Here is a 22,905-nt window from a genome sequence, read left to right on the forward strand (position 1 = left end):
AGCGCGTCGCCGGTCCACCGACCGTCGTGCCGCCCACTGGTACTGGGCGTCGGAAGGAAAAGAGCGTAAGCGCGCTTACCGTACGATCGGCCAAGGATGAATGGCGGCTCTAAGGTGAAGACCACCATCATTCGGCGTGGAGGTGGAGACGACATGGCGGCGGATCGACCGGAGGAAGCGACGCTGGATGTGGCGGTCGAATCGCGGGGCGAGTGGACGCTGGTCCACGTGACCGGTGAGCTCGACTACACGACCGTCGGAGAACTCCGCGAACGACTGGACACCATGCTCTCGGCGGGACAGTCCCGGATCGCACTGGACCTGTCCGCCCTGGACTTCTGCGACTCTGTGGGGCTCGGCTGTTTCGTCGGTGCTTGGAAGCGCGCCCGTAAGGCCGGCGGCGACCTGCTCCTCCTCCGCCCCGCCGGGCACGTCCAGCGGATGCTCCGGATCACGGGGCTCGACAGGTTCCTCTCCAGCCTCGACCGGCTGCCCGGCGCCGCGCCGACCGGTGGTGACGCGGATCTGACGGCGGCCCTGTAGCCGCGTCGCGCCGACGGCGTATCACGTCCCGGTCGGCGGTGTGATTCTCGGCCAGAGGCGCCCTTCACACGGACGGCACATCCATCGCGACCGGCCAGGCGCCCCCCTCGCCGCCAAGCCACTCTGTCAGACCGGTGACGCACCCATCGTGGCCAGCCAGGTGGCCTTCTCTGCCAGGGCCGCCGCGATGCCATCCCGGCTCCGGAGCGAGTGGCCTTCCCCTGGAAGCAGGACGAGCCGTGCTCGGGTCCCGTTGGCGATGAGCGCCTGGAACAGAAGCGTCGCCTGGATCACGGGGGTCGCGGGATTCGGGTCGGCCTCGCCATGGATGATCAGGACGGGCCTCCGGATGCGCGGCGCGTTGACGATCGCGTCGAAGTCCTCATAGACGCGCGGGGCCTCCCAGAGAGTGCGGGTCTCGTCCTGGAAGCCCAAGAGCGTCAACTGCCGGGAGTAGGCACCGCTCTGAACGATCGCCGTGGCGAACAGATCACAGTCGGCGATCGCCAGCAACGCGAGAGTCGCGCCGAAACTGGCGCCGCCGACGGCGAGACGGGACGGGTGGGTGCGGTCGGCGACTCCGCTGCCGAGGACCGCGTCGCGGATCTGCCGGACGAGACGTGGCCGGATCTCCTCGTCGGGAACGTCCGGCGACCAGCCGCAGACGATCCTCAGGTCGAGGACGCCGAATCCGGCGAGGGTCAGCCAGTGCGGATCGAGCGCGGTGGGTCCGGCGGCCCCGGCGGGGATCGTCTCGCCGGCCTGCGACAGCCAGACCAGGACGGCAGCCGGATCTCGTCGCGTGGGCAAGTGGAGCGAGAACTCGGCCCCCGCCTCGCGGATCCGACCGTGCCGCGGCGGCACCCCTCCCGGATGGGCCGGCAGCGGGGACCGTGGCCGCCTCCTGTCGCAGACGGGCCGGACGTCCCCGGGTTCCCAGCCCGCGAGGGTGATGAGCTCCTCGTCCTCCGGCACCGTGAGCTCGAAGAGCCGACTCGCGGCCGTGCCCACCTCCGGCACGCCCCAGACGACCAGACGGTTGGCGGCGTCGACGGTGGCGAACCGCCGGCCACCCGCCGTCGGGCGTGGCGCGACCGCGGCGATCCGGATCAGCGTGGGTGGCCGGAGACCGAGGGTCAGGCACCGGACGGGCCGGGGAGAACCGGGATCGACGACGAGGACGGTGTAGGAACCGTCGGCGTCCAGGGCGAGGAGGAAGAGGCCGTCCTGGCTGTGCGCGTGGAGGTAGCGCCCTCGGTGCCGGTGCAGCGCGCGTGCGGGCTCGATCGGCCCGTCCGTCATCGCGTACGAGGTGATCGCGAAACCGTCGGGGTGCCCCGTCACCACGACCAGGTGCGCCGTCCCCGTAGTCGTCGTCGTTGCCGTCGTTATCGTTGCCGTCGTCGTGCGCCCACCGGTACGACGGGGCGCGTCAGGTAGCGCGTGGCGGACGGCTCGGACCCAGCAGAACTCGAGCGGTGGGCCCTCGTCGAGCTGGATCAGATGTTCATCCGCCGATCCGGGAACGCCGACCGCCACGACCGCGCCGCCGGTCACCGCCGGAGCGCAGGCGGCGACGTGCCCGGCCGGTGCCCCCCGCACCCGTTGGTACGGCCGGGCGTCAAGGGGGATCCGCTCGGCCGCTCCGCCCGCGGGGTCCAGCGTGACGAAGCGGGATGGCCGGTCTTCCGTGTCGTGAGCCTCGGCAAGGACCCGGACCCGTTGGCCCGGTGCGGCCTCGAAGACTTGGGGCATCGCGTGGTGGACCGGGGCCGGGGCGTCGTGCCGGCCGGGCGACAGGTCCACCGGCACCACGAGCGCGGGGCCCGCCCACGCCACGGGGAGCTCGTCGCCCGGGAGTAAGGCCGGCACCGGGGCCAGGAACGTGACCGAGCGTGCCACGGCATCGGCGATCCAGCACCGCGGGCCGCCGGGATCGAGCGCGACGCCCGCGAACAGGCGATGTTCCGTGGGGTGCTGGACCGGTCTTCCGAGCACTTCTCGCAGCCGCTCCGGAGCCCACCGCACGCCGTCCGGAAGATGAAAGGACAACCACCCGGACGGAAGGCGCGCGGGAATTCGACCGGAACGAACGGTGGGCGGATATGGCATCCGGATGAGCGAGCTGCCATATCCGCCACTGTGAGATTCCGTCGCGGTCTGAGCGCACGCGTCAAGCATGTCGCAGACCTGTTTCCGGAGTCTCTCGTCGATCATGTCACCCGCCGCGAAGACCGGCGACTTCAAGCCCTGGGTGAATCTTTTTCACTTGCAGCAGTAGACCTTGTATCCGGTCACGCAGCAGGCGCCGTTGCCGCAGTTGTTACGGTCCCGCTCGGTGTATCCGGCCGGGCAGGAACCGGCGCAGAACGGCGCCGTCCCGTCCCAGTAGCAGGTCTCGGCCTCGCGCTCGTTGCGGTAGGGGGTGACGGTGAACGTGGTGCGTGTCGCGGCCATTTCCTGAAGACCGTGCATGCGTGGCAGATCCTTTCTTTCTGCGATTACCGGTTACCCCGGCACTTACAGAATGACTTGTCACCAATCAGATGTCAATGAGTAATTCTTGATCCTATTGTGATCGAATTTAACACCCCATCAGGGCGATCAGTCCGTTTTCGGATATCTGATCAATTCGACCAGATAATTACTGGGCGGTGTGTCTATGTCCAGCGGAACGCCCTCGATCTCGATCCAGGTATAGACGCGATATCCCCCGTGGGACTCGGGCAGCGGGTCGGCGCCCACGACGAGTTGGGCGGGGACGCCGCAACGGTGCAGGGCCGCCACGACGAGGGCGTTCTCCCGCATCGGAGCACAGAAGCCGGCGAAGAGCCGCAGCGTCAGGACGATCGGGGTAACGGCCGGACGGACGGCGCGGCGCCGCCGGGGTGGCCGGTCCATTCCGGCGATGAGGTCGGGCAGGTCCTGGCGGCGCAGCCGCAGTGCCGCCCACATCGCGCTGATCGTCGTCGTCATGTGGTCACCTGTGAGCCCGGTCGGCGGGAGTGGGGCGTCGCGCGGCGCAGCAGATCACGGATCGCGGCGAGTCCATGGGCGGCCTCGGAGATCGCGGTGCCGTTCGCGTCGTACGCGACGGCGGCCGGGAACGCTCCACCCGCGGCCGTCGCATCCTCTTCGGTGTCGGCACGCCGGAATCGCACCGGGCAGTCGGCCATGGCCTCGTAGCGGTCGCGCTGAGCCTCGAGAGCCGCGCAGTAGCGGCAGGACTCGGCCGTGAAGATGACGATGTGGTCGACGTCGGCCGGTGCCAGGAGGTCACCAGTGCCGGAACGGCGCCAGGGCCAGGCGACGGCGGCTCCGGCGAGGCCGACGCCGACGGCGGCCTCCCCGCAGGCGGGCCAGACCCCCGATGGGCCGAGGACCCCGGCGAAGGCCGCCACCGCGACGATGGCGCACCCCACGGCGTGCCCCGTCGTGAACCGTGTGGGGATCCAGCTGCCGAAGCACGCGCACCGGCGCCCCCTCATCTGGAGCGCGGCGATCGTGTACGCGGTGAAGACGGTGCCGAGCAGCCCCAGGCGCGCTGGGACGGGCGACGGGACGAGCGCCGCCACGACCACGAGGCCCTCGGCCACCGTCACCTGGGCCGGCCCTGCGAGCCTGCGCGAGCGGCCCGTCATGGGCCAGATGACGCGTGTGGTCTCCCAGTCGGTGAGTTTGGCGGCGAGACTGAGGGCGAGGGCGGCGACGCCGCCGACGAGGACGGCGGCGGCGCACAGGCCGGCGAGCTCTCTCATGCGGTCTTCTCCTCGATCAACCACCCTTCCTCGACGCCGGCGCGGATCTCAGCGGCGAGGGCAGGCGGTGGCGGGCCGACCAGCACCGGGTCGACCGACACCAGGTCAGCCGACACCAGGTCGGGCGGTGGCGGGTCGGCCGGCGCCGGGTCGGTGCCGGCGAGCAGCGCGGCCAACTCGGAACCGATCTGCCGGGCGGCCGGCCGGGCGCCGTCCAGCACGAAGGCTCCCCCGAACGGCATGGGATGCAGGCTGATGCCATCGCGAAGCGTCCAGCTCATGACCGCCCTCCCGTGGCGAGCAGGTCGGGGTGGCACGCGGCGGCGACGCAGAGCCGACGCAGCGCCCGCGCGTCGGCCAGCATTCGCATGGGGTCGGTGAGGGCAGCGTGCAGGCGGTCATGGACGATCCAGGGGCTGCCGTCCGCCTGGGCGAGCAGTGCCGCGCGCTGCGCCGGCGTGACCAGGCGGCGAGTGACGAAGGCGGCGGCCAGCAGGCCGTCGCGCTCGTCCGGCGTCACGTCGCCGGGCCGCCGGCCGGGCGGGACCAGGTCGTGCAGCAGCGGGGCGGCCTGGAAGTGACCATCGCGCCGGCGCACCTGCAGGCGACCGTGGCGGGCCAGGAGCACCGCCGCGCCGAGCACCACCGGATGGGCGCAGACCAGCACGGGGTCGATCCTGCGGTTGCCGGGTGCCGGTGGCGGGCGCTCGAGAATGTCGAGAACGGCGTGCAGGGCCTCGGCACCGGGGACCGCGCCCGTCGTGTCGTCGACGAGGGGAAGCAGGTGGCTGGCGGTCTGGGCCGAGGTCACGGCGCCGCCGGCCTCGGCGACGACCGGAGAGATCCAGCCGCCCGGGAGGAGGGCTTCGGCATCGTCCGGCGGGTGCGCGTGGTCGTACGGTGATGCGGGCGCGTCGCCGCGCGGCGGGCTCCAGGCCCGCCACCAGGGGCGGCCGAACAGGGTCGGGAACGGCGCGGCCATAGTGAGCTGCCGCCATCCGGTGCAGAGCCGGCCGGGCGTGTCGGCGACCCCGGTCAGCAGCCGGACGAGCCCCGCCCCGCTGAGGAGCGGGACGGCCTCATCCCCGGCGCTCCGGAGGAGCTCGGGGGCCGGCGGCCAGGGGTCGCCCGCGTCGGCGGCGTCGACCACGTAGTCGTCGCAGGCCCGTCGCCAGTGCTCCGTGCCGTCGACGACCTCGGCGCCGGCGGGGAGTCGTCCGCGCCGGCGGTCGAGCACCGGGACGTCCAGGTGGACGTGGAGGCGCCGGAGCCGCGCCGGGTCGACCGCGGCCAGGGCCGCCGCGCCGAGCCCGCCGCCGTCTCCGAGGACTCCGCAGCCCCCGGCGGCGGCCAGGGCCTCGTCGACGGCGTGCTGGAGGGCCCGGCGGACCAACTCGCGCGGGTCGGTGGGACGACCGAGGATCCGTCGGGCCTGGTCGGCCAGGTCGGCGAGGTCGAACTCGTCCAGGGTGAGACGCTCCCGGCCGCCGGGCGTGCTCAGGGTCGTGCCGCACGCCAGCTGGAAGATCCCTTCGTACGGCGTGAGGGGCATCGGCACCGGCTGTCCGGCCAGCGCCGCCGCGACGGCGGCTGCCCAGGGGACCGATCCGGTGCCGGCCACGTCGGCCAGGTCGGTGGAGAACCGCACCACGCGGCCGTCCGGGCCGTCGGCGACGGCGTAGAAGAGCCGTGTCTGCGACAGCGGGCCCCTGCCGAGGGTGCCGGTGGCCGGGTCGGCCCAGGTCTGGGCGAGACGACCCACGGAGGCGAACGGTCCGACCACCACGGGACCGGCCGACCTGCCGCGATCCCCCGCCACGCCGTAGTCCGCCGCCGTACCGGGAACCGTCGCCGCATCAGAGGTAGCAGCCACGGCGTTCCTCGCTCCGGTCCCGGAGTCCGCCACTCCACCTGGGGCCTCCGTGTCCGGGGCCGCAGCCACGCCGTTCCTCGCTTCCGTCCCGGAGTCCGCAGTCGGCGAATGGCGGCTCCCGCAGGAGCAGACCGTCTCGACGACCATCCGGCCGGCCGTGGCCGTGCCGGTGAAGCCGACGGGCGCGCCGCCCGATGCGCAGCCGGCGGCCCGCGCTCCGGACGGGACATCGGTCAGCGTGTCAGTCCGGAGGGTCGAATCCGGCAAGCTGTTGCGTTTTCCCACCGATCACCCCGAAGAACCAGATCCGGATATCCCGTCGAATTTCCCATTCAGCGCCATCCAGAGAATCGATCTCCCCGGAAGGAGATCTCATACTTAGGGGGCACATGACGCCGACCTTACCAAGACCAGATGACATTGCCGAGATGCCGAGTTAATTGTCCGGTGATGTAGGCATTCGCGGGCACTCGTCATTTCCTCCCGGGGCGTGGCAGACTACCGGGCGGTCACGCGATGGCATGGCGCGAGGAAAGGCGGCACCGTGACGATCAAGGGTCGGTGGCGGCGTTTTACCGAGATGCGGCGATTGCTGACTTTCGGGGTGATCCTGGGATGGCGGGCCGACCGCCGGCGGGTGGCGAGCGTCCTGTTCCTGCAGATCCTGCAGTCGATCGGGCTGGGCGGCATGATCGTCGGCGGGCACGGCGTGGCCGACGGGCTGCTCGGCTCCGCACACGGACATGCCGATATCCCGCGGGCCGGAATATCGGCTCTCGTCGTCATGACCCTCGTATTCGTCAACAGCGCCTTGAATCTCATCGGCTTCATTCATCAATGCGTCCTTCGCGCCGCCATCGAACGCGACGCGGTCGAGAGGGTCACCGCGGCCACGGCCCGCGCGGATCTGCTGGAATTCGAACGGCCCGGATTTCACGACACGGTCCGGATCGCGCTGACGGCGGCCCAGATTCACGCGCCCAATCTGCCCTTCACCGTCATGACGGCGACGCGGACCGCGTTGACGCTGGTGACGGTGGTGATCGCGCTCATCGCCATGGCCTGGTGGCTGCTTCCGCTTCTCCTCGTCGCGGCGATCCCGTCGATACGCGTCGCACTGCTCCAGCAGCGGGCCCATTTCGACCTGCAGCGGAGTCTCACCGAGAACCAGCGCACCGCCGGATACCTCACCCAGTTGCTCACGGGAAGAGAAGAGGCCAAAGAGCTTCGCGCGTTCGGCCTGGGCCGTACGTTCTTCGACCGGTTGACGGCCTGTTATGACCGCACGCTGAACGCGGAGATCGCGTTCCGGCGCCGATTCCTGTGGAAGGAGATCCGGGCGCGACTGGCCGGGCACGCCATGGCGGCCGCCGCGGTCGGCGGCCTGATCATCGCGACGGCCTCCGGGGTCATCGGCACGGCGGCCGCGTTGACGGCGCTCGGCGGCCTGCTGATCGGCGTCCCGCAGGGCATCACGCTCACGTCCGTCCTGCGTGCGTCCGGCGACTCCCTGCGCCACCTCGACGCGCTGCGGGCGTTCACCGCCGGCGTGGGCGGCCCTCCCCCGCCGCCGTCGGTCACCCGCCGGTCGTTCGACTCCCTGCGGGCCCGGCGGCTCTCCTTCACCTACCCCGGCGCCGACCGTCCTGCGGTGGACGGCGTGTCGATCGACCTGCGCCCCGGCGAGGTCGTCGCCCTCGTCGGGGAGAACGGCTCGGGCAAGACGACGCTGACCAAGCTGCTGACCGGACTGTACGCCCCGGCCTCCGGGGAACTGCTGGTCGACGGAGGACCCGTCTCGGCCGCCGGGCTACGGGCGCTGTCCACGGTGCTGTTCCAGGACTACCTGCGCTACAAGCTGTCCGTCGCGGAGAACATCGCCCTCGGCGACCCGGCGTTCCTCGGGGACCGCGGCAGGATCCTCGACGCGGCACGGCGCGCCGGCGTCGCCCCGATCGTCGCGAACCTGCCCGGCCGGTACGACGCCCTCCTGGGATCGGAGTTCACCGGCGGCACGGACCTGTCCCTCGGGCAGTGGCAGCGCGTCGCGCTGGCCCGGGCCTTCTTCCGGCAGGCACCGCTCGTCGTGCTGGACGAGCCGACGGCGGCGATGGACGCACACGCGGAGGCGGACCTGTTCGCCCGCATGAGGGAGCTGTTCGCCGACCGTGCCGTCCTGCTGATCTCCCATCGGTTCTCGAGCGTCCGTACGGCCGACCGGATCCACGTGCTGCGCCGGGGAAAGGTCGTGGAGGTCGGCACCCACGACGAGCTGATGGCCGCCGACGGGACGTACGCCGAGTTCTTCCGCCTCCAGGCCGCCGCGTACCTCGACGACCCGGCACCGCAGTCGCGATCGATCAAGCCGGTGTGATGCACCGCCGGACCGCGCCGCCACACCGCGTTGGCGGACCGCGCCGGCCGCTACCTCGACATCACCGCCCGCATCCTCGGCCCCCTCCTCCTCGGCCTCTCCCTCCTCGCCATCCGCAACCAGGTCAAACGCTGAGAACGCGCTAGTTCAGAGAAGCTTGCGTCAGATGCTCGCTCCTCCGACCTGACCCGGCCCAGCGGGCACGGCTTGCCGAGATCCGCGACAACTTGATCGCCCGAATCGCCGAAGCCGAGGCGGAAGGCTGGCTCGGCGAGGTCGAATGTCTCCAGATCAGCCTGGCTGGCGCCGAGGAGAAGCTCCGCCAGCTCGATCGGGGCCACGGGCAGCATACGGCCGTGGACCTCGGTATCCCCACCACTCGTGGTGATCGATGAACCCACGAAGGTGGGCTGCCGCATGGCCCTCAACCAAGATCGAGAACAAGTTCAAAGAAGCGTGCATCAAACGCCCCTCAGAACACGATCAAGTGCCGCCCGGCCTGCAGGTCCCCAGTTCGGCTTGCCGCCGGGAAGGCCCCGATCTCCGTTCTGCCCCATGAGCATCAGGAAGAGGCTCTTCATAGCGGCCAGCCCGCGGGCGCGCCGGATCGTCGCCTCGTCTGCGTGCGCATACATGTCGAAGAACCGTGAGGCCGTGCCCGCGGGTAGCAGCACCCATGCGGCGGCGAGGTCCCACGCCGGATCGCCGGCGAACATGCCACCGAAGTCGACGATGCCCGAGAGCGTTCCGTCCGAGACGACGACGTTCGCGGGATGGAGGTCGCCGTGCACCCACACCGGCGGGCCCTCCCACGCGTGGGCCGCAACGGCGTCGTCCCAGACGGCCCGGACGTCGGCTGCGATGTCGTTGGGGGCAACGGCCTGGAAGAAGTTCTCGAAGCCGTCCGTGCAGTTCCTGGGATGGGCACCGCGGTCCGTAGCGATCGGCGCCTCGGCGGGCGCCTCCACATGGAGTGCCCGGAGGAAGCCCGCCAGCGTGTCGGCCGCGTGGGCGCCGCGGCTGATCGAGCCGTGGTCCAGCGGCTCGCCGGGAACCCACGTCATCACGGTCCAGTGCTTGGGGAAGCGCTCAGACGGTTCGCCGAACCGCACCGGGGTCGGCACCGGGAGCGGCAGGCGCGGGGCCAGCACGGGTAGCCACCGCCGCTCCTTGAGCTGGAGCTCCGGGGTGGGATCCATGCGCTGCATGCGCACGGCCAACTCGTCCCCGAGGCGCCACATTTGGTTGCCCCAGCCGCCCGCCACCTCGCGGAGGGCCCGCCCTGCAAGGTCTGGATGTTGCTCCTGCAGCAGGTCACGGACCAAGTCTGCGGTGATCTCGATCTCGGCGTCGGTCATGCGAAGTCACAGTACTGAGGCGGCAGGCGGAGCGGCTCTCGCCCTCCGGAACGTCTCGCTGTGATTCCTCTGGCGTCATCAATTCGGTTTCAGAGAGCTGCAGATCAGAGGCTTTGGGACGGAACGGCCCCAAAGTTTAGAGAATCCTGCATCAGATGCCCCCTCCTGCGAGTCGACCCGACCGAGAAGCCGCGGCTGCTGGAGATCCACGCCAACCTGGGCGACCGGATCGCCGAAGCCGAACAGCACGGCTGGCTAGGCGAGATCGAAGGCCTGAACGCCAGCTGCGCGGCTGCCTAGCACAAACTCGCCCAACTCGAAGAACGCGCCCGCAAGACCGCCACCGTCAACCTCGGCATCCCACCTTCCGCGAGATCGCCGACCGCACCGCCACCCTTCCCATTTCCAGGAGTTCGTGACCGCATCCGGCCTGCCACCGCCAGATCAGAAAACAGCCGTCCTGAACGCCGCCCAGTCCAAACTCGCCAACCTCAACCGCGCCTCCGCCGACGGCCGCCCCCAGTCGGTCGCCCTCGGCATGCCCACCTTCACCGACGCCCCGGCCCGTCGATGATCAGAAGAACCCCATTGAGAGACTCACGTCGCGGCGACGCAGAACTCGTTGCCCTCCGGATCGGCCATGACGATGTGGTGCCCTTCGAACTCCTCCAGGACGCTCCCGCCCGCCCGCACCAACCGCGCGGCCTCCGCCCTGATCCGCTCCCACCGTTCGCTGGGGGTGCCATGGCCGAGCACCCGGATGTCGATATGGAGCCGGTTCTTGGCGGTCTTGGGTTCGGGGACCGCGAGAATGGAGAGCCTGGGGCCGACGCCGTCCGGATCGCAGAGCCACGCCCCGTCCTCATCGGACTCGTCCTCCGGCAGGTCGAACTGCGCGAGCCATTCCGCACGGGTCTTGAAGGGAGCAGGCGGGGGCTCGTCGACATATCCCAGCGCCCTTTTCCAGAACTCGCCGAGGAGCCGCGCGTTCGTAGCGTCGAACGTCAGATCGATTGTCGCTGCCATGGCGGGACCGTACTCCGCGTCTCTGACAACCCTGTGCCCAGTCCTTCGGCCTCCACCACCAGACCATCACTCATCACCACCGAGGCCGGCGAGACCCGGACCCGCTACATCCCCGCAACCACACACGGTGACCGTCCATCCCCTGCACGGACGAATACGCGCTCATCGGTTACGCGAGCTCACCCGTCATCAACCGCTAGTCCGGAAAAGCCGGGCTGCGTTGGCGGACCGCGTTGCCGGACCGTGTCGGCGGACACGGCCCGGCGGTGCCTCACCGATCCGCGGGATCCGCGCCCGTCTTCCGGACGGCGAGGTCGGACGAACGCCCGTAGGCGAACGCCCGGACCCGGTACGACGCGACCCGCTCCTCCGGCAGGGTGATCAGGCCGAACGAGTCGATGTCCGGGTCGATGACCGCGACCACCTGGAAGTCGGGGCGTCCCCTCGGCCGGGACTCGAGCAGGTATCCGTCCTCGTCACCGGCGTGATCGGTCCACGTGAACCTGATGCCGTTCGGCGCCATGACGGTGCCGCGCAGGTCCGTGGGGGTCGCGGCGGCGCTCCCGTCCCGTACGGTGTGCCGGTCGGCCGGGCCGCCGATGTGCCGGGGCGTCGCCCAGTCGTCATCGCGCGTCGCGTCCTTGCCCGCCCGCCGCCCTCCCGGCACGGTGACGTCGATCGAGCGCGAGGTCGGCCCGTAATAGGCGCGGACCCGGTAGTAGAACGACGTCTCCGGCATGAGGTCCGGATGCGTGAACGTCGTCTCGCCCGGCGGGGCGAACCGCAGGACCGTGTACGGGCCACGGGGGTTCGTCGCGAACTCCACGACGTGACCGGCGACGCCTCGCTGGGTGTCCCGCCAGGTCAGCGTGACCTCCGTCGGCTTGACCAGGGTCGCGGTGAGCCGGATGGGCGGATCCGCACCGGGAGGCCGTGCCGCCGGCCGGGTCCCGCAGCCCGCCAGGCCGAGCGCGAGGAGGAGCGCCAGGATGGAGACCCTCATCGACCGGCCTATTTGTGCCAGAACTGGACGTCGCTCCACTCGACCTTGATCGGCCCCTTGCCGCTGGCGGTGCGATAGGCGCCGAACTTGTCGTAGAAGCTCCCGCTCTCACTCGACGTCGTGTATTTCAGCGACCCGTTGATGTAGACCCGCAGCTTGCTACCGACGACGTGGACGGTGTTGACCCGTACGCGCGTGCCGACCGTCGCCCCGGTCGCGATGGTGTCGCCGCCGTGCACGGAGTAGAGCCGGCCTCCGTTCTCGACGGCGAGCAGGAAGAACGGCCCGGTCGTCTTGAACGTCTGCTTCAGGCTGACCCGGCTGCCGCCCATGCTGACGATGCGGAAGTAGCCCTCGAACTGCCGGGTGCCGCTGGAGTAGGTGTCGTACCGGCGCTCGGCCCGCTGCTCGCCGCTGGAGTTGGAGCAGCTCAGGGTGAACGTCAGGCCGTCGACCTGACCGCAGCCCTTCTCCTGGACCTTGTAGCCGGGCGAGTACGACGTCCAGGGACCGGATTCGACGGGGTCCGCCGCGGCGGTGCCGGGGATGGCGAGAACGCCGAGCACCGGGGCTGCGGCGAGCGCCCCTGCCGCGAGCCGCGTCCGGGTGGGAGATCGCATGAGTTCCTCACATCCCTCTTTGATAAAGGTTCTTTACAGTCGATTCATGGGACCACTATCCACCGCTCAGGTCAATATGTACGACCCATCTGGTTATTTATAGATCGTTCCATTATGAGAAATACCAGCTAGCGACCACCGAAGGTCGCCAGCGTCGAGCACGGCGATGCCGGAATACGTCCGATCAATGTGCTCGGGCCGTGACGGGCCGGGGTCGTCTCCGTGCGGGCGCGCCGATGAGGCACAATGGGGGCATTGAGGTGATGGGGCTCACCCACAACCGCGGCGCCGCCGCTGACGGTCCCTGACGCGATGTCAGGGAGGTGCCGTGCCGCGAAGGGTCGTCGTCGTGACGTCCACGGTCCGCCGGTCCGGCGGCCGCCCGCCCCGAGTGGGCGCCTCCCGTATCCGGCGCGCTGTTGAGCACCCACCCCGGAAGGATGGCCGTGACCTCACGATTCCCCGATGGCTCGGTCGGCGGCCGCGCCGATCTGCCGATCGATCCCGATGCCGACCTCGGTGACGAGGACACCGACGCCCAGGACGACGTCTTCGCGCTCAGGACGTCACCCCGCCGCCGGCGCGAGTGGAGCGTCCTGGCGACGATCTCCCTCGGCGGCTCGCTCGGCAGCCTCGCGCGTTACCTGATCTCCGTGGCCGTCCCCGTCGCGCCCGGTCGCTTCCCCTGGGCCACCTTCCTGATCAACGTGTCCGGGTGCTGGGCGCTCGGCCTGCTGATGGTGTTCGTCCTGGACGTATGGCCTCCGAACCGGTACGTCCGTCCCTTCTTCGGCGTCGGATTCCTCGGCGGTTACACCACGTTCTCCACTTTCGCCGTCGAGACCAGGAACCTCGCCGGGCACGGCGCGTGGCTCCTCGCCGGCGGGTACGTGCTGGCCAGCCTGGTCGGTGGCCTGGCCGCTGTCTGGTGCGGGATGATCGTCGCCCGTCTCGTCGGCGGCCTGCCCGTACGCCGGAACCTGGAAGGGGGGCGAGCATGAGACTGCACGGCAGGGCCTGCCGCGTCACGATCTACATCGGTGAGACCGACCAGTACCACCACAAGCCGCTCTACAGCGAGATCGTCCATCGCGCCCACGCCCGCGGGCTGGCCGGAGCCAGCGTGTTCCGCGGCATCGAGGGCTACGGCGCCTCCTCGCACATCCACACCAGCCGGATCCTTTCCCTCAGCGAAGACCTTCCGCTGGCCATCGTGATCGTCGATGCCGAAGAGAAGATCGTCGACTTCCTGCTCGAACTCGACGACCTCATCGACGAGGGTCTCGTGATCCTCGACGAGGTCGAGGTCTACCGGTACGTCGGCCGCGGCACCGACCGGGAGGAGCCGTGACCGTCCTCCTCGTCCTGCTCGGCGGCGCCGTCGGAGCACCCAGCCGCTACCTGATCGACCGTTATGTCCAGCGGCGCCGCCAGAGCGTCTTCCCCTGGGGCACCCTCACCGTCAACCTCATCGGCTGTCTCATCCTCGGGCTGCTCGCCGGCGCCGCCCACGACCTGGCGAAGCCGATCGTCACCCTGGCCGGCACCGGGTTCTGCGGCGCCCTGACGACGTTCAGCACGTTCGGCTTCGAGACCGCCCGTCTCCTGGAGGACGGGTCGTACCGCGAGGCCGGCCTCAACGTCCTGGCCGGCGTCGGACTCGGGCTGCTGGCGGCCACGGCCGGCTTCGCGATCGGCGTCTCCGTCTGATTCCACGGTGACGCCGATCGCGCGGCCGCGGTCAGGACGGGCGGATGCGGTACGTCCCGCCGGGCCGGGTGTCGAAGACCACGACGTTCGGCTCGGGACGGCTGACCCGCGCGCCCGTCACGGACACCGGTGCCTGGGTCCGGATCCGGATCTCCTCGCCGAGGTCGGAGCGGATCTCCGCCTCGGACAGGGCTCCTCCCTGCCACTCGATGTCGACCTCGAATCCGCCCCGCGCGCGCAGGCCCCGTACGTGACCGGCCGGCCAGGCGTCCGGCAGGGTGGGCAGGAGATGGACCTCCCCGGCGTGGCTGTGCAGCAGCATCTCGGTGATCCCGGAGACGCCGCCGAAGTTGCCGTCGATCTGGAACGGCGGATGCAGGTCGAACATGTTGGGCGCCGTCCGCGCGGGCGTGAGCAGACTGGACAGATGCTGGTAGGCCTTTGCGGCGTCCTCCAGCCGGGCCCAAATGTTGATCTTCCAGGCGAGCGACCAGCCCTGACCGGCGTTCCCGCGGAGCTCCAGGCTCCGCTTGGCCGCGTTGACCAGGTCCGGGGTCTGCCGCGGCACGATCTGCGCGCTGGGGAACACCCCGTACAGGTGGGAGACGTGCCGGCTCACGACCAGCGCCGCCTCCCGCCAGTCCTCCAGCCACTCCTGGAGCTGACCGAGGTAGCCGATCTGCATGGGCGCGAGCCGGGCGCGGGCCGCCTTCACCTTCGCGCGGAAGTCCCGGTCCTGCCCGAGGATCTCCGACGCCTCGGCGCAGGCGTCGAACAGGTCGCGCAGGATCTGCATGTCCATCGTCGGCCCGGCGCAGATGCTGACGCTCTCCCCTTCGTCCTGGTGATGGGTCACCTCGGGCGACTGTGACGGGTTGGTGATCAGCCAGCCGTGCTCCGGGTCCTCGACGAGCGTGTCGAGGAAGAACTGGGCGGCGCCCTTGATCACGGGGTAGTCGCGGCGGAGCAGGCGCTTGTCACCGGTGAACCGGTACCGGTCCCACAGGACGACGGACAGCCAGGCGCCGCCGCTCGGCCACATGCCGTACTGCGCGTAGTCCACCGGCGCGGTGCCGCGCCAGCCGTCGGTGTTGTGGTGCAGCACCCAGCCGTCCGCGCCGTACTGCGTCTTGGCGGTGCGCCGCCCCGACTCCGCCAGCTCGTGGACCATGGCGGCCGCCGGCTCCCAGCAGTCCGCCAGGTTGGTGGGCCCGGCGGGCCAGTAGTTCATCTCGAAGTTGATGTTGACGGTGTACTTGGACTCCCACGCCGGGGTCATGCTGTCGTTCCACAGCCCCTGCAGGTTCGCCGGCTGCCCCGGCGAACGCGAGCAGGAGATCAGCAGGTAGCGCCCGTACTGGAAGTACAGGGCCGCGAGCTGCGGGTCGGCGCCGGTCTGGAACAGCGGGATGCGTTCGTCGGTCGGCAGCGCCACCTTGTCCGAGGTGCCCAGGTCGATCTCGACGCGCCCGAACAGCCGGCGGTAGTCGTGGACGTGGACGCGGCGGAGCAGCTCGTACGGTTGCGCCGCCGCCGGCCGGAGCGGCCGCCGCGCCCGGGCCGCGGGGTCCGCGCTCACGTCCTGGTAGTTCCGGTAGCTGCTGCCGATCGAGATGAGCAGGGTGACGGCGTCCGCCTCCTCGACGATCAGCCTGCCCTGGTCGGTACGGACCCGGCCGCCGTGCGCGACGGCCCGCGCCAGCGCCTGGAACCGGACCGCTCCGGCCCGGCCCTGCCACTCGCCGCTCACGCCGTCGAGGGCGATCGTCCGGTCGTCGGTCCCGGTCGTCGTCGCCTGCTGCGGGCTGTCGAACGCGGCCTGGAAGGAGATCGAGCCGGCCCGGTCCGCGGTCAGCCGCATCACGATGACCTGACCGGGAGTGCTGGCGAAGACCTCACGGGAGTACCGCACACCGTCCCTGACGTAGGTCACGCTCGTGATCGCGGTCTCGAGGTCCAGCTCGCGGCGGTACTCGGTGGGGTCGCCGCCCTGGGGGAAGGTGAGGGTGAGGTTCCCGACCGGCTGGTACGCGGCCTGCTCGGACGGCCGGCCGAGGAAGGTCTTGTCCACGAGCCGCTGAGCCTGGTTCCACTTACCCGCGAGCACCAGACGGCGGATCTCGGGCAGGTTCGCCAGCGCGTCGGGGCTGTCGTAGTCGTGCGGGCTCCCGGCCCAGATGCTGTCCTCGTTCAGCTGGAGCCGTTCGGAGTCGACCCCGCCGAACACCATCGCGCCGACGCGGCCGTTGCCGATCGGGAGAGCCTGCAGCCACTCCTGCGCGGGCCCGCGGTACCAGAGCCGGAGCGGGTTGGCCTCCTGGTCGCCGGTGCCGGCGTAGGCGGCGGTCCCGGTGACGACGGTCGTCGACGCGACCGCCGCGCCGACTCCGGCGGCCTTCAGGACATTACGTCGGGAGATCTCGGACATGTCGTGGCCTTTCATTCGGTCCCTGCTACTGGCGGAGCCCCCGATGGTTCGCGGCGGCGCGGGCGGCGGATGCCGGCGCCGCGGTGCCTCAGGTGAGGCGGGTCTCGAGGCCGGCGATGGCGTCGGCGCCCTGATGGACCCGGAAGACGGTGTGGTAGGTCCGGGACTCGCCCGGCCCGAGCCAGATCATGCTTCCGTCGTCACGGGCGGCGGCGTCGCCCGCCACGTGGTGCGTCGACGGTTCGAGGCCCACCGCGTAGTCACCGGCGCGCAGGTTGAGCCACTGGAAGAAGCACGGGAACTCGGCGGCCCGCCACTCGACGCTCACCGCCAGCCCGAGCCGGTCGTTGACCAGCGCGGCCCCGGTCAGCCCGTCGGCGTCGGCGGCCAGCTCGTGCTCGTACACCTGCTCCACGAATCCCGGCAGCGGCGCCGGGAGCGTCCACGCGTCCACGCCCTGCTCGGCGACGCTGTCGGTCCGCCACACCGTCGCGCGCACGGGCGCGAGGAAGCGGCTGCCCTCGTCGAGCAGGGGCCAGCCGAGGTTGACGTGGTAGAGGAACATGTGCGGGACCGTGTCGAATCCGGGGTTGTGCACCGTGTCGGTGAGCCGGATCTCGTCGCCGCCCAGGTCCGCCTCGATCCGGCGGGTCAGCCGCAGGTTCTCGGCGAACACCGCCGCCTGCCGCACCTCCCCTTCGGCCCACAGCACGCAGTCGTCGCCGTCCCACCGCTCGCCGTACCCGGTCAGCCGCGCCGGGATGTTGGCCACCCGGCCGTGCAGCCCGTGCCGCACCGCAGGGCGTGGCGGGTACCGGTACGACTCGGCGTCCACCTCTCCGCCGAAGAGGGTGTGGTCGAGCCCTGCTGTCACGGTCAGCCCGGAGAACGAGCGCAGCCACGACAGGCCGTCCTCGTCCGCGTGCTCGTGCAGCCCGGGGTTGCGGAACCCGGTCCGCGACCGCCACCCGAACGCCCGGCCGCCGTGCTCGGCCGCGCCGATGTCCATGCAGCGGTCCACGAGGACGTCGAAGGCCAGCCCGCTCCCGGTCCGGAACTCCAGTGCCCGGATCCCGCGCTCGACGCCGTCGCCGAGGGTGACGAGCCGTACGCCTCCGGCCGCCGCCGGATCGCCCATCCGCGCCGCGAGGTCACGTCGTCCCAGTTCCTGCCCGCGCACTCTCATCGCTCACCTGTCCAGATTCGTTCGGCAAAGGTTTTCCGTCGTCGCCCGCGTCGGCGTCCGGAGATCCGGGGGCCGGGTCGGCGTCCGGAGGATCGGAGGCGGTCCGTGTCGGCGGCCCCGGGCCACCCCATGGGCACAGCGGCCCGCGCCGGTGCTCCCGGGCCACCGCCGTGATGTCAGGTCATGACCCAACCGCCGTTGACCTCGATCGTCTGCCCCGTCACGAAGGACGCGTCGGGCCCGGCCAGGAACGCGACGACCGAGGCGAGTTCCTCCGCGGTGCCGCGCCGTTTGAGCGCCTGCCGCTCGAGGACGAAACGCGTGTAGCCCTCCGGGTCCGGGTGGATCGTCTCCGCGGCGGTGGGGAACGCGCCCGGGGACACGCAGTTGACCCGGATCTCACGCGGCCCGAGTTCCCGTGCCAGCGCCCTCGTCAGCGCGGTCACCGCGCCCTTCGTCGTGACGTACGCGGCCAGGTCGGACCACCCGCCGTGCATGGTGATGGACGCGACGTTGATGATCGCACCGCCGCCGTGCTCGGCCATGCGCCGGGCCGCCGCCTGGGCGGCGACCCAGTACGCCCGCTGGTTGACCGCCTGGACGTCGTCGTACTCGGCGAGCGGCACCTCGAGGAACGGCCGGCTCGGGTAGACGGCCGCGTTGTTGACGAGGACCCGTACCGGGCCGAGCCGCTCGGCGGCCGTCGCCACGGCCGCCTCGATCGCCGCGGCGTCGCGCAGGTCGGCGACGATTGGCAGGACCGTTCCGCCCACCCGCTCGATGAGGCCTGTGGTCTCGGCGAGCGTGGCCTCGTCGACATCGAGGGCCGCGACCGGGGCGCCGTCGAGGGCGAGGCGGCGGGCCGTGGCACGGCCGAGCGCTCCGCCGGCCCCGGTGACAAGAGCAGTGGTCATACGCACATCCAGCCTTCGTAGTGCTTGTCGAGGTCGCGGAGCAGTTCACCGTGCGGTATCCGGGCGTCCAGCCCGTCGCGGATCAGCCGGGAGGCGGTGTCCTGGAACGTGAGGTAGCCGGCGGACCGCGGGCGCACCCACGCGGCTTCGAGCGTGGCGCGGGTCGCCCGGTAGAAGCCGCCGCTCGGCGCGGCGATCTCCGGATCCGTCCAGGCGGAGCGCGCCACGGGCTGCCCTCCGGTGGCGGGGTACAGGTTGCGCTGTACCGCCGGGGACAGCAGCCGGCGCACGTGGTCGCGGATGGCAGCGCGCACCTCCGGGTCATCGGCGCGGGACCGGGACACCGCGAGCCCGGTGCCGCCGAGCACGCTCCCGGGCCGGCCGCCCGGGGTCCATGCCGGAGCGTCGGCGAAGCGCACGCCGCGGGCCCCGGCGTAGGTGACGTATCCGTACACGAGCGGGCAGTACGCCGGGCCGCCGTCCGCGGCGATCGCCTCCAGCACGCCGATCGGGTTGAGCCGCCAGACCTCCGCGACGCTCCGGGCCAGCAGCCCGGCCATCACGTCGAGCGCGGCCTCCCCCGCCTCGCGCGGCACCAGCTCGTCGCCGGACCGGCAGGGTTCGGCGCCGTACGCGACGCACAGGGCGCAGAAGGTGAGGAAGGCGTGCGGTCCGCCGAGGCACAGCGTCACGGGCGCCGACCGGGCCAGCTCGCGTACCTCGTCCCAGGTCGCCGGCGGTGAGCCGGTCAGGCCACGGCGGAACGCGGACACCTGGCCCGCGGCGTCGACCGACAGGGCCCACGGCCGGCCGTCGAGGACGTAGCTGTCGAAGGAGGGACCGACGGCCTCCTCCCGCCACGCGGCGAGCGTCGCCGCGTCGAACAGGTCGTCCATCGGCAGCAGGCAGCCGTCGGCCACGGCCGTCCCGAGCCCGGGGTGGTCGACGACCAGGATGTCGTAGTCGCCGGTGAGAGTCACGAGGGGCCGCGACTCGAAGCCTTCGAGGGGCTGGCGGTCCCAGCGCAGCGGGGCCCGTACGCGCCCATACCGGTGCGGCCCGGCGTCATCGAGCCGGGCCAGGACGTCCAGCGGCGCGTACCCGCGCGGATGGTCCCAGGTGAGCCCACGCAGCTCCCGCATCACGACGCCCGGCCCTCACGGACGGCCCCGCCCGGAGCGACGTCCTCATGGGTGGCTGCGCCTGGAGTCGTCACGATGTGCTCCCCGAGGAGCCGCGCGACCTGCTCGCCGGTGTAGCCGGCCTCGGTGAGCACCTCGCGGGTGTGCTCGCCGACGACCGGTGCGCCGCGGCGCACCCGGGGCGGGGTCGCGCTGAACCGATATGGGAACCCGGGGGTCGTCACGGTGCCCTCGGTCGGGTGCTCGTAGGTGACGAACGACCCGTTGTGCCGTACCTGCGGATCGGCCAGGACGTCGGCGTAGGAGTGGACCGGGCCCGCCCAGATGCCGTGCCGGCCGAGCAGGTCGAGCCATTCGCCCGTGGTGCGGCCGGCCAGCCGTTCCCGGACGAGCGCGGTGATCTCGTCCCGGCGGCGGTGCCCGTCCACGTCGGTGTCCATCTCCGCCAGCGCGGGCAGGTCGAGCGCCGTGCCGAGCGTGTCCAGGGGCGGCATGGCCAGCGCCAGATACCCGTCGCGGGTGGCGAACACCCCGTAGGGCGCGCGGATGTAGGTGTGTCCGTGCGGTTCGGCGCCGCGGCGTTGCGGCACTCCCCCGACGGTGTACACCGACAGCTCCTGCATCTGCACGGCGATGGCCGCGTCGAGCATGTTCACGGTCACGAGCTGGCCCTCGCCGGTGCGCTCCCGGTGGAGCAGGGCGGCGAGCGCCCCCTCGAACGCGCTGTACGCGGTGATCGCGTCGATGGCGTACGTGCCGGCGGGCGCGGGCGGGTCGCCGTCCCGGCCGACGCTGAACATCGCCCCGCTCATCGCCTGGAGCAGCAGGTCCTGCCCGGGCCGCGCGGCGTAGGGGCCGGACTCGCCGTACCCGGAGATCGAGACGTACACGATCCCCGGGTTGAGCGCGCGGATGGTCTCGTAGTCCATGCCGAGGCGTTCGGCGACGCCGGGCCGGTAGTTCTGCAGGAACACCTCCGACCGGCGCGCCAGGGCGTGGACGGCGGCGCGGCCCTCGGGGGTCTTCAGCTCGACCGCGAGACTGCGCTTGTTGCGGTTCAGGGACAGGAACGACGCGTTCAGCACCGTCCCGGTGGCGCCGCCGGCGGGGGCGCTCCGCTGCCACTCGCCGCTGATCGGCTCGACCTTGACGACGTCCGCGCCGAGGTCGCCGAGCCGCATCGCCGCCAGCGGGCCGGCCATCGCGATCGACAGGTCGATCACCCGGTAACCGTCGAGGATCCCCATGTCAGCGCCCCCGGAACCGCGGGTCGCGGCGCTCGGCGAACGCGGCCCGTCCCTCGGCCGCGTCCTCGGTGGCGAAGCAGACGGTCTGCAGGTCCCGCTCGTAGCGGATCGCCTGGTCGAGCGGCATCGTGTACGCCGCGCGCAGGTTGGCCTTGGCGGTCTGCGCGGCGATGGGCGCGCGGGCCGCGATGCGCCCGGCGAGTTCGCGGGCAGAGGCCTGCAGGTCCCCGGGCTCCACGACCGTGCTGACCAGGCCCCAGGCGAGCGCCTGCTCCGCGTCGATCGGGTCGCCGGTGAGCAGCATCAGCGCCGCGTTGCCCGGCCCGACGCTGTGCGCGAGCAGCGCGGACTGGCCGGTGCCGCCGATCCAGCCGAGCTTGATCTCCGGTGCGGCGAACGTCGCGGTGCGCGCGGCCAGCCGGATGTCGCAGGCCAGCGCGAGTTCGAGGCCGCCGCCGTAGGCGTACCCGTTGACCGCCGCGATGAGGGGCTTGCGCAGCTCCCGCAGCGCGTCGCCGTAGTCGCCGCGGTTGCGGAAGTCCCAGGGCGTCGCGTACGCGTCGAGCTCGCGGATGTCGCTGCCCACGCAGAAGGCCCGGTCACCGGCGCCGGTCAGCACGACGGCGCGGATCTCCGGGTCGTCGTTCAGCCGGGCGGCGTGACCGCGCAGGGCGGCGGCCATCTCGGGTGTGACGGCGTTGAGCTTGGCCGGCCGGTTCAGCGTGATGACGGCGACGGGGCCGTCGACCTCGCACCGGACGTCGGTGGTCTGGTTCATGTACTTCCTCAGGTCAGCAAGCGCTTCAGGTGGTCGAGGGCGGAGTCCTGGAGGTCACGGTCGAAGCGGTGCGGACCCGGGTGGAATTCGCCGGCGTACCCGTCCGGTGCGCCGGACCGGCGGTAGTGCTCGGCGAGCCTCTCGTGGGCGGCCCGCATGCCGTCGAGAGGAAACAGCGCGTCGTCGCGCAGGTACTGGACCACGAGGGGTGAGGGGGCACGGGCGGCGGCCAGGTCGGGCCAGTCGCCGGCCCGCGGCAGGTCCGGCGGGAAGAACATCCAGGTGTGCCCGGCGACGTGCCGGTCGAGGAGCGCGCGGTGCGTGCTCGGCGGGGTCGCCGCCGTCGTGCTCCAGGGCGACCCACCGGTCCTCCGGCGACGGCCCGGCGGATCCCGACATGGTCGCCGTAGGGAAGCGGCGGCTTCCCCACAGGAACATGTCCGGGACCAGCACCGTGAAGCCGTCCCGCGCGATCGCGTCGGCGAAGGGACGGCCGCCGTAGAACGCCCGCCGCAGCTCACCGACGCCGGGCGGGACGCCGTCGGGGCCGTCGGCGATCTTCTCCTTGCCGTGGTACTTGAAGGCGTCGTGGCCGTGCAGCGCGAGGACGCCGGGCAGCGGGCCGCGTGCTCCGGCCGGGCGGAGCAGCCAGGCGCGCGTCCGCGGCCCGTAGCCGACCGACCAGGAGACCTCCTCGCCGTCGAGGCCGTCCCTGGACCAGCGCCGCTCCACGCGCGGCTCGGCCGGCGTCCCGTCGCGGTCGAAGCCGACGATCCGGCGGGCCGTGGCCGCGTCGATCCGGCCCGCCCCGGCCGGGCCAAGGCCCGCGGCGAAGTCCGCCAGGTCGCTGAACGGCCCCAGATCCCGGTGGTTCCGCGTCACCGTTCTCCTCCGCTTCGTCCGAAGCGGCGTGCCCGGGAGGGTCGCTCCCGGGCACGCGCGCGC

At 71.5% G+C, this 22,905-nt stretch carries 24 protein-coding genes; 7 read left to right on the forward strand and 17 right to left on the reverse strand.

What is annotated here, in order from left to right:
* Positions 1 to 153: 153 nt before the first annotated feature.
* The gene (locus ABEA24_RS11230; RefSeq protein ID WP_345430661.1) at positions 154 to 543 is read left to right on the forward strand and encodes an STAS domain-containing protein; all 390 of its coding nucleotides are present in this window, start codon (positions 154 to 156) and stop codon (positions 541 to 543) included.
* A gap of 126 nt (positions 544 to 669) precedes the next feature.
* On the opposite strand, the gene ABEA24_RS11235 is transcribed toward ABEA24_RS11230, so the two are convergent.
* The 6 genes from ABEA24_RS11235 to ABEA24_RS11260 form a co-directional block, all read right to left on the reverse strand.
* Positions 670 to 2,571, reverse strand: coding sequence for a S9 family peptidase (locus tag ABEA24_RS11235; protein WP_345430662.1), 1,902 nt, complete (start codon positions 2,569 to 2,571; stop codon positions 670 to 672).
* Between the two features lie 237 nt (positions 2,572 to 2,808).
* On the reverse strand, positions 2,809 to 3,018 hold the full coding sequence (locus tag ABEA24_RS11240; protein WP_345430663.1) for a hypothetical protein: 210 nt from the start codon (positions 3,016 to 3,018) through the stop codon (positions 2,809 to 2,811).
* 129 nt (positions 3,019 to 3,147) lie between these two features.
* Positions 3,148 to 3,519: a hypothetical protein gene (locus ABEA24_RS11245; protein ID WP_345430664.1), complete on the reverse strand. Its 372-nt coding sequence runs from the start codon at positions 3,517 to 3,519 to the stop codon at positions 3,148 to 3,150.
* A complete protein-coding gene (locus tag ABEA24_RS11250; protein WP_345430665.1) occupies positions 3,516 to 4,301 on the reverse strand; it encodes a hypothetical protein in 786 nt (261 codons plus the stop codon). The genes ABEA24_RS11245 and ABEA24_RS11250 overlap by 4 nt, the downstream gene beginning before the upstream one ends.
* Positions 4,298 to 4,582, reverse strand: a complete 285-nt coding sequence (locus ABEA24_RS11255; protein WP_345430666.1) for a hypothetical protein — start codon at positions 4,580 to 4,582, stop codon at positions 4,298 to 4,300. Before ABEA24_RS11255 ends, ABEA24_RS11250 begins: the two co-directional genes overlap by 4 nt.
* A complete protein-coding gene (locus tag ABEA24_RS11260; RefSeq protein ID WP_345430667.1) occupies positions 4,579 to 6,174 on the reverse strand; it encodes a hypothetical protein in 1,596 nt (531 codons plus the stop codon). The genes ABEA24_RS11255 and ABEA24_RS11260 overlap by 4 nt, the downstream gene beginning before the upstream one ends.
* 544 nt (positions 6,175 to 6,718) lie before the next feature.
* Between ABEA24_RS11260 and ABEA24_RS11265 the strand changes: the two genes are divergently transcribed.
* Together ABEA24_RS11265 and ABEA24_RS11270 are read left to right on the forward strand one after the other, a co-directional pair.
* Positions 6,719 to 8,548, forward strand: coding sequence for an ATP-binding cassette domain-containing protein (locus ABEA24_RS11265; RefSeq protein ID WP_345430668.1), 1,830 nt, complete (start codon positions 6,719 to 6,721; stop codon positions 8,546 to 8,548).
* Between the two features lie 227 nt (positions 8,549 to 8,775).
* The gene (locus ABEA24_RS11270) at positions 8,776 to 8,943 is read left to right on the forward strand and encodes a hypothetical protein (protein WP_345430669.1); all 168 of its coding nucleotides are present in this window, start codon (positions 8,776 to 8,778) and stop codon (positions 8,941 to 8,943) included.
* Positions 8,944 to 9,009: 66 nt separating this feature from the next.
* Here ABEA24_RS11270 and ABEA24_RS11275 read toward each other — a convergent pair whose 3' ends face one another.
* A complete protein-coding gene (locus tag ABEA24_RS11275) occupies positions 9,010 to 9,906 on the reverse strand; it encodes an aminoglycoside phosphotransferase family protein (RefSeq protein ID WP_345430670.1) in 897 nt (298 codons plus the stop codon).
* 415 nt (positions 9,907 to 10,321) lie between these two features.
* On the opposite strand from ABEA24_RS11275, the gene ABEA24_RS11280 reads away from it, so the two are divergent.
* Positions 10,322 to 10,480, forward strand: coding sequence for a hypothetical protein (locus ABEA24_RS11280; protein ID WP_345430671.1), 159 nt, complete (start codon positions 10,322 to 10,324; stop codon positions 10,478 to 10,480).
* A gap of 23 nt (positions 10,481 to 10,503) precedes the next feature.
* On the opposite strand, the gene ABEA24_RS11285 is transcribed toward ABEA24_RS11280, so the two are convergent.
* The 3 genes from ABEA24_RS11285 to ABEA24_RS11295 form a co-directional block, all read right to left on the reverse strand.
* Positions 10,504 to 10,932: a VOC family protein gene (locus ABEA24_RS11285; protein WP_345430672.1), complete on the reverse strand. Its 429-nt coding sequence runs from the start codon at positions 10,930 to 10,932 to the stop codon at positions 10,504 to 10,506.
* A 271-nt stretch (positions 10,933 to 11,203) separates the two neighbouring features.
* Positions 11,204 to 11,935, reverse strand: a complete 732-nt coding sequence (locus tag ABEA24_RS11290) for a fibronectin type III domain-containing protein (protein WP_345430673.1) — start codon at positions 11,933 to 11,935, stop codon at positions 11,204 to 11,206.
* Positions 11,936 to 11,943: 8 nt separating this feature from the next.
* Complete coding sequence (locus ABEA24_RS11295) at positions 11,944 to 12,555, reverse strand: polysaccharide lyase family protein (RefSeq protein WP_345430674.1); 612 nt, start codon at positions 12,553 to 12,555, stop codon at positions 11,944 to 11,946.
* Positions 12,556 to 13,001: 446 nt separating this feature from the next.
* Here ABEA24_RS11295 and crcB (ABEA24_RS11300) point away from each other — a divergent pair, with 446 nt between their 5' ends.
* The 3 genes from crcB (ABEA24_RS11300) to crcB (ABEA24_RS11310) are packed head-to-tail and all read left to right on the forward strand — an operon-like array spanning position 13,002 to position 14,265.
* Complete coding sequence (gene crcB / locus ABEA24_RS11300; RefSeq protein ID WP_345430676.1) at positions 13,002 to 13,556, forward strand: fluoride efflux transporter CrcB; 555 nt, start codon at positions 13,002 to 13,004, stop codon at positions 13,554 to 13,556.
* Positions 13,553 to 13,906, forward strand: coding sequence for a DUF190 domain-containing protein (locus tag ABEA24_RS11305; protein WP_345430677.1), 354 nt, complete (start codon positions 13,553 to 13,555; stop codon positions 13,904 to 13,906). The genes crcB (ABEA24_RS11300) and ABEA24_RS11305 overlap by 4 nt, the downstream gene beginning before the upstream one ends.
* On the forward strand, positions 13,903 to 14,265 hold the full coding sequence (gene crcB / locus ABEA24_RS11310; protein ID WP_345430678.1) for a fluoride efflux transporter CrcB: 363 nt from the start codon (positions 13,903 to 13,905) through the stop codon (positions 14,263 to 14,265). Before ABEA24_RS11305 ends, crcB (ABEA24_RS11310) begins: the two co-directional genes overlap by 4 nt.
* Positions 14,266 to 14,296: 31 nt before the next feature.
* On the opposite strand, the gene ABEA24_RS11315 is transcribed toward crcB (ABEA24_RS11310), so the two are convergent.
* The 7 genes from ABEA24_RS11315 to ABEA24_RS11345 form a co-directional block, all read right to left on the reverse strand.
* Entirely contained in the window at positions 14,297 to 16,693 is a 2,397-nt protein-coding gene (locus ABEA24_RS11315; RefSeq protein WP_345430679.1) for a glycoside hydrolase family 95 protein, read from the reverse strand.
* Positions 16,694 to 16,781: 88 nt separating this feature from the next.
* A complete protein-coding gene (locus tag ABEA24_RS11320; RefSeq protein ID WP_345430680.1) occupies positions 16,782 to 17,879 on the reverse strand; it encodes an aldose 1-epimerase family protein in 1,098 nt (365 codons plus the stop codon).
* Positions 17,880 to 18,055: 176 nt separating this feature from the next.
* Positions 18,056 to 18,793, reverse strand: a complete 738-nt coding sequence (locus ABEA24_RS11325) for an SDR family NAD(P)-dependent oxidoreductase (protein WP_345430681.1) — start codon at positions 18,791 to 18,793, stop codon at positions 18,056 to 18,058.
* Positions 18,790 to 19,935 carry a hypothetical protein gene (locus ABEA24_RS11330; RefSeq protein ID WP_345430682.1) on the reverse strand — a complete coding sequence of 382 codons (1,146 nt, stop codon included), beginning with the start codon at positions 19,933 to 19,935 and terminating at the stop codon, positions 18,790 to 18,792. The genes ABEA24_RS11325 and ABEA24_RS11330 overlap by 4 nt, the downstream gene beginning before the upstream one ends.
* The gene (locus ABEA24_RS11335; protein ID WP_345430683.1) at positions 19,935 to 21,182 is read right to left on the reverse strand and encodes a CaiB/BaiF CoA transferase family protein; all 1,248 of its coding nucleotides are present in this window, start codon (positions 21,180 to 21,182) and stop codon (positions 19,935 to 19,937) included. Before ABEA24_RS11335 ends, ABEA24_RS11330 begins: the two co-directional genes overlap by 1 nt.
* 1 nt (position 21,183) lies before the next feature.
* The gene (locus tag ABEA24_RS11340) at positions 21,184 to 21,960 is read right to left on the reverse strand and encodes an enoyl-CoA hydratase/isomerase family protein (RefSeq protein WP_345430684.1); all 777 of its coding nucleotides are present in this window, start codon (positions 21,958 to 21,960) and stop codon (positions 21,184 to 21,186) included.
* Between the two features lie 54 nt (positions 21,961 to 22,014).
* Complete coding sequence (locus ABEA24_RS11345; RefSeq protein ID WP_345430685.1) at positions 22,015 to 22,842, reverse strand: dienelactone hydrolase family protein; 828 nt, start codon at positions 22,840 to 22,842, stop codon at positions 22,015 to 22,017.
* Positions 22,843 to 22,905: the final 63 nt, after the last annotated feature.

It is taken from the genome of Actinoallomurus vinaceus, from assembly GCF_039542055.1.
In the GTDB taxonomy this organism is placed as follows: domain Bacteria; phylum Actinomycetota; class Actinomycetes; order Streptosporangiales; family Streptosporangiaceae; genus Actinoallomurus; species Actinoallomurus vinaceus.